The organism is Desulfothermus sp. (assembly GCF_053993635.1).
On record NZ_JBMYBT010000086.1, the window covers coordinates 37,693 to 43,915 of the forward strand.

General features: G+C 36.8%; 5 protein-coding genes. All 5 read left to right on the plus strand.

The genetic code is table 11. The annotated features are described in order from the left end of the window. The first annotated feature begins 26 nt into the window (after window positions 1-26). Complete coding sequence (locus ACY2V1_RS06920; protein WP_461834064.1) at window positions 27-323, plus strand: hypothetical protein; 297 nt, start codon at window positions 27-29, stop codon at window positions 321-323. A 220-nt stretch (window positions 324-543) separates the two neighbouring features. Continuing rightward, the gene (locus ACY2V1_RS06925) at window positions 544-2,673 is read left to right on the plus strand and encodes an NAD(P)-binding protein (RefSeq protein ID WP_461834065.1); all 2,130 of its coding nucleotides are present in this window, start codon (window positions 544-546) and stop codon (window positions 2,671-2,673) included. A gap of 35 nt (window positions 2,674-2,708) precedes the next feature. Further along, window positions 2,709-4,613: an anaerobic carbon-monoxide dehydrogenase catalytic subunit gene (cooS, locus tag ACY2V1_RS06930; RefSeq protein WP_461834066.1), complete on the plus strand. Its 1,905-nt coding sequence runs from the start codon at window positions 2,709-2,711 to the stop codon at window positions 4,611-4,613. 24 nt (window positions 4,614-4,637) lie between these two features. Then, window positions 4,638-5,111: a 4Fe-4S dicluster domain-containing protein gene (locus tag ACY2V1_RS06935; protein ID WP_461834067.1), complete on the plus strand. Its 474-nt coding sequence runs from the start codon at window positions 4,638-4,640 to the stop codon at window positions 5,109-5,111. Window positions 5,112-5,354: 243 nt separating this feature from the next. Further along, on the plus strand, window positions 5,355-6,223 hold an 869-nt coding region (locus ACY2V1_RS06940; RefSeq protein WP_461834068.1), incomplete at its 3' end, for an ABC transporter substrate-binding protein.

Consider the following 6,223-nt stretch of genomic DNA (forward strand, 5'->3'; position numbering starts at 1 on the left):
AAATTTTGACAAACTTGGGTTAAAAAATGAAATTTAAACTTCAATTAAAAAACCATTGCATAGAAACTGCGCTAAGACGTTTATATAACAAGTCCATCTCTGAGTATTTTAAAAATCCCTCAAAAACAAATGAGGCAAAAATAGCTCTCCTAGAAATAGCCCTAGGTAACATAAATTTCCCAGAGCTTAGAACAAAATATCCAGAATTAAATGGAAGTTTGCAAAGGGAAATCGAGGTTGATATCAAACATGAAAAAATCTCAATAAAAATCCCTAGTTATGCCCACCCAATAGAGATTAATATTGTTCATAAAAATCCATAAATCGATTTCTTGGAATTTTGTGAGAGTTGGTTTAATATTTTTCAAAATAATAAATCCTACATCTTGGGAGCCATGCCCCCTAAAAATTTTCCCAAAAATTCTTTTTTATGAACGAGCATTATAATTTTTGACAATATATTTACTTTTATCCTGCAAATTATTATACTCCTTTCAAAACTAATCTATCCTTAATATCTAAATTTTCTATAGGAGAGTTTTGATGTTAACAGATAAATGTCCAGTTAATAGCCTGTATAGAGAACTTTTGTCTAAACAAAATAGAGTGTCAAATCTTCAAGAAATTTTATATTTAGATGAAATAAAACAGGTTTTGCTGAATATCACTCGGGGGATAGGGAATAAAGATACTATTGAAAAGTTGTTAAATAAGATATCGAATTTTACAAAATATGCAAAAGAGGCAAAAGAATTCTTATTAAGGGCATCAAGTGTAATAGAAAACAACATAGAGATCTTTGAAGATCATTTGTTGTACAAAGTGTGTTTGTTTGACGAATGTCCTTTACTCGCTATTCCGCCATGTCAAAAGGCATGCCCTGCAGATATAGATATTCCCACCTTTATAACACTAATAGGCAAAGGTAAATATGAAGAGGCGATTAAAGTAATTAGAAAGGACAATCCTTTCCCCTGGGTTTGTGGTTTAATTTGCACCCATCCCTGTGAATTGAATTGTGTACGTGGGCGGATAGATTCGCCTTTGTCTATAATGTCTTTAAAAGCCTTTGTAGCAAATGAAGTTTTTAAAAAGGGCCTTTTCTTTAAGAACCCTGAAAATATAACTTTAAATGGCAAAAAGGTTGCGATAATTGGAAGTGGCCCTGCTGGGCTCTCTTGTGCATATTATCTGGCTCTTATGGGATATGAGGTATGTGTTATAGATAGTTTTTCCAGTCCAGGAGGAATGCTTAGGGTTGGAATTCCTGAATTCAGGTTGCCCAGAGAAATTCTGGATGCTGAGATTGAATTTATAAAATCTTTGGGCGTTAAATTCAGATTAAACACCACTTTTGGAAAAGATGTTGATATTGAGTCTTTGAAGGAAGAAGGTTTTGAAGCCTTTTTTATAGGAATTGGTGCTCACGATTCTATATCTCTGGGGATTGAAGGAGTGGAACAATATTCTCCAGTAATATCAGCACTGGATTTTTTACGGGATATAAATCAGGGTAAAAAGGTTTTTCCAGGGAATAGGGTAGTTATAATAGGGGGAGGAAATGTTGCCATTGATGCTGCCAGGACATGTGTGCGGCTGGGTTGTAGAGAAGTTATAGTAGCTTACAGACGTTCAAGAGAAGAGATGCCAGCCCATGAATATGAAATAAAAGAGGCTATAGAAGAAGGGATAATTTTTAAATTTCTTACTATTCCCAGGAAGATTTCAGGAACAAATGGAAAGGTTGAGGCAATAGAATGTTTAAAGGCAGAGCTTGGTGATATGGACAAGTCCGGAAGGAGAAAACCCATACCTATACAAGGAAGCGAATTTACAATACCTGCAGATGCCATTATCTTTGCCATAGGGCAACGAATTGAAAAAAATTGTTTAAAAGATATTTGTGGCGAATCCTGGTCTAAACAGGGAGTAATTGAGCCTTTAAAATGGGAAAATAATGCTATTTATTTGATAGATCCAATAAATATGCGTACCAACATAAAAGGAATTTTTGCTGCTGGAGATGCGGTTTTGGGTCCAGCAACTGTTGTTGAGGCAATAGGAGGTGGAAAAAAAGCTGCCCATGGAATAGATACTTATTTATCTCAAAAAAAATTTAAACAAACTCCTCTTTTTCCACGAAGAAGAGGAAGAGAATCCTTTTTGTCCATATCTATGGATAAGAAGATTTCTATTAAAAGAAAAGAGCTATTATCTTCTAAAAATAACGGGATAAACCAAAGATGGGAACAAGACGTAGTGCATCAGGAATGCGCTAGATGTTTGAGATGTGATTTGTGCATTAGATGCGGAAGATGTGTAGAGGTATGTGAAAACGAGGTAAAAATAGGAGCGTTGTCTTTAGGTTATCTAAAAGAAGACGGGAACAGGGATGTGCAAATTAATCAAGAATTATGTGTGGGATGTGGGGCCTGCGCTAGAAATTGTCCCACAGGAGCCATGCAAGTCCAAGATGTCAGGAATAAAAGGATATTGAGTTTGTGTGGTGCTGAGTTGTGTAGGTTTGAGCTTGTATTTTGTGAAAAATGTAATGGAATAATTGGCACAAAAAAACAAATGAAAAAAATAAAAGAAAAAGTCCCTTTTCTTGAGGATAAAATTTTATGTGATAAGTGTTTGAAAGAGATATCGGTAAAGGGTCTTTATAGGTAACATTCAATCTTTTTAATTTTTTTTGGGGGGGATATATGAGTAAAGAGCTTAGTTTTGATAGTGCAGCCAACCAGATGATTGAGCTTGCCCACAAGAAAAACTATGAAATTGTGTGGGATAGGCTCAAAGAACAACAACCTCAGTGTGGCTTTGGGCAACTGGGTGTGTGTTGTAGAAATTGCGTAATGGGACCATGCAGGATTGATCCCTTTGGAGAAGGGCCACAAAAGGGAGTCTGCGGTGCTGAAGCAGATACCATTGTGGCCAGAAATCTTGTGAGAATGATTGCAGCAGGCGCAGCAGCCCATTCTGATCACGGGAGAAGACCTGCAATGCTACTCAAGGAGGTGGCAGAAGGAAAGAATACTCACTATGAGATAAAAGACGAGGGAAAATTAAAAGAGGTGGCAAAGAGATTGGGAATAGATGTAAAGGACAAGGATAAATTCCAGATAGCTAAAGAGGTGGCAGATGTAGCATTAAATGATTATGGGAAACAGGATTCAAAACCTATAAGATTTCTCGAAGGGTATGCGGCCAAGAAATTAAAGGAAAAATGGTTAAAAATAGAGGAGAGTTTATATCAGAACACAGGGAAGATTTTTGGAGTCCTGCCAAGGAATATAGATAGAGAAATTGTGGATATCATGCACAGGACACATATTGGAGTGGATAACCATCCTCTATCTATAATAATGCAGGGGATTAGAGCGTCCTTAGGAGATGGATGGGGAGGTTCTTTAATTGCCACTGAATGTCAGGATATATTGTTTGGTACTCCTAAAGTTCATGCTGTTTATGCCAATCTGGGAGTCCTTAAAAAGGATAGGGTAAATCTGGTAATACACGGACATGAACCAGTTCTTTCTGAACAGATTGTGGCTGCAGCTCAGGATCCTGAGCTCATTGAATACGCAAAGAGCAAAGGGGCAAAGGGAATTAATATAGCTGGAATGTGTTGTACTGGAAATGAGATTTTAATGAGACATAATGTCCCAGTGGCTGGAAATGAACTTCATCAGGAACTTGCTGTGATTACAGGTGCTGTTGAAGCAATGGTGGTTGATGTTCAGTGTATTTTCCCTGCTCTTGCCAATTTGAGCAAATGTTTTCATACAAAATTTATTTCCACCAGTGACCAGGCACTCTTCCCTGGTGCTATGCATGTTCAATTTGAAGAGGATAATGCTGAAGAGGTTGCGAGACGGATTGTTAAAATTGCAATAGACAATTTTGAAAACAGGGATGAATCAAAGGTAAATATCCCAGAAGAAAACAAAGAGGCGCTGGTTGGTTTTAGTGTGGAACAGATTTTATCTGCCCTGGGTGGTAATGTAACTCCACTGGTAGAGGCTATAAAACAGGGGAAAATCAAAGGAGTAGTTGGAATAGTTGGATGTAACAATCCAAAGGTAAAGCAAGATTATTATCATGTAAATCTGGCAAAGGAGCTTATAAAAAGAGATATCTTAGTAATAGGAACAGGATGCTGGGCAATAGCACTGGCTAAGGCAGGTCTTTTATCTGTAGATGCGGCTAAAGAAGCTGGAGAAGGTCTAAAAAACGTATGTGAAGCTCTTAATATCCCGCCTTTTTTGCACATGGGGAGCTGTGTGGATTGCAGTAGAATACTGGTTCTTGCAGCCGGTTTGGCTGATTATCTGGATGTGGATATATCTGATTTGCCTTTATTTGGGTCTGCTCCAGAGTGGATGACAGAAAAGGCTGTTTCCATTGGCACTTATTTTGTGGCATCAGGTGTTCCAGTTCATCTCTGGCCAGTTCCCCCTGTACTTGGAGGTAAAGAGGTGGTGAAAATATTAACTCAAACAGCCAAAGAGGTATTTGGAGGATTTTTTGTTATAGAAGAAAATATCCAGAAAACTGTGGATATTATGGAAAACCACATTTTAGAAAAAAGAAAATCTCTGGGAATATAATTTAAAAACAACTGGAGTAGGAATATGAAGGAACTTTTTGTAAATTTTGATAAATGTCTGGGATGTCTTTCCTGTGAGATAGCCTGCAGGGTTGAACATTCCCTTACTAAAAACATATTTACATCTATCTTTGAATCAAAACCTCCACGTAAAAGAGTATTTGTTCAGTTTTACCAAAACAAAAATATCCCTCTTCAATGTAGAAATTGTGACGATTCCCCATGTATTAAAGTCTGTCCTACAGGTGCAATGCACAAAGACGAAAGAAATGTTACTATATGCGATGAAGAGAAGTGCATAGGTTGTTTTATGTGTGTGCTTGCATGCCCCTTTGGGGTAATTTCAGCAGACAGAAAAAAGGTGATAAAGTGTGATAGATGTCCTGATAGAGAGACCCCAGCGTGTGTCGAAGCATGCCCTACCAAGGCCCTTACCTTTGAAGAAGTTAAAGAGTTTAGTGCGGAAAAAAGGGAACTTGCCGCAAGTAAGGTGATTTAAATATGTAGGTAATCTTTATTGTTCAGGGTCAGCAGTTTCTGACCCTGAATTATCATTGATTCGTGATTTGTAATTCGTAATTCGGGATCAGAACAGAAAGAGAAGAAAACCAATACACCAATACACCATAGAATCACTAACACATAAATGGGTTACTTGTAATTTTCTGAGAATTGGTTTAATAATTTTCAAATGAAAATAAAAAAGATATTATTGTTTGCCCCTCTTTTTTTGGTGATTGTTTTGTTTCAATCATATTTCTGGGTGCCAACTTATGATGAGCAGACCAGAGGAAATCCAGAGAGGCTAGTTGAGTTTATCTCTGCATCTTCTGGGGATGCCGCAATTTTAAATCCAATCCTGTCAGCTGACAGTGCATCTTCTGAGATTGAGTCCAAGGTTTTTGAAGGATTAATCGACAGGGACGAGCACTTGAATTTTAGGGGGCGCATTGCAAAATCGTGGGATATCAATGAAGAGGCCTATTTTTATATCAATGAAGAAAAAAATATTTCCATAAAAAAAATTATAAAAAGGATATCGTCAATACCTGAGGTTACAAAAATAGAAATACTCCCTGAACAGAACAAGACCGTAACATATACATTTAATGACAAAAAATTAAAAATCCAAATGAACCTACCTAAAAAGTTGAAGGTAACCTTAAGTTATGTTGAGCCAAATTTTTTCAATCAAGTAAAAGGAGTTTTGGGTTCTGACTATTTTCACCATATGGAGCCCGCTAAGTTTGTTGAAATTAAAGGCAAAGACTTATCAGATAATGAAAGAGAAAAAATAAGAAAAAAATTTTTTACCCCATTTGAACACAATCCAGTGATTGTATTTCACTTAAGAAAGAAAATATTTTTTCACGATGGCTACAAACTAACTGCTGAAGATGTAAAATTTACATATGAGGCTATAATGGACCCCAAAAATCTATCTCCAAGGATATCTGATTTTGAACCTATAAAAAAGGTTAAGGTCATAGACCCATACACTGTAAAAGTAATATATAAACGACTCTATTCCCCTGCCTTGTCAGCTTGGTCAATTGGGATTTTGCCAAAACATCTACTGGATAATGAGGCCCTAAAAAAAGAAGCAATAAA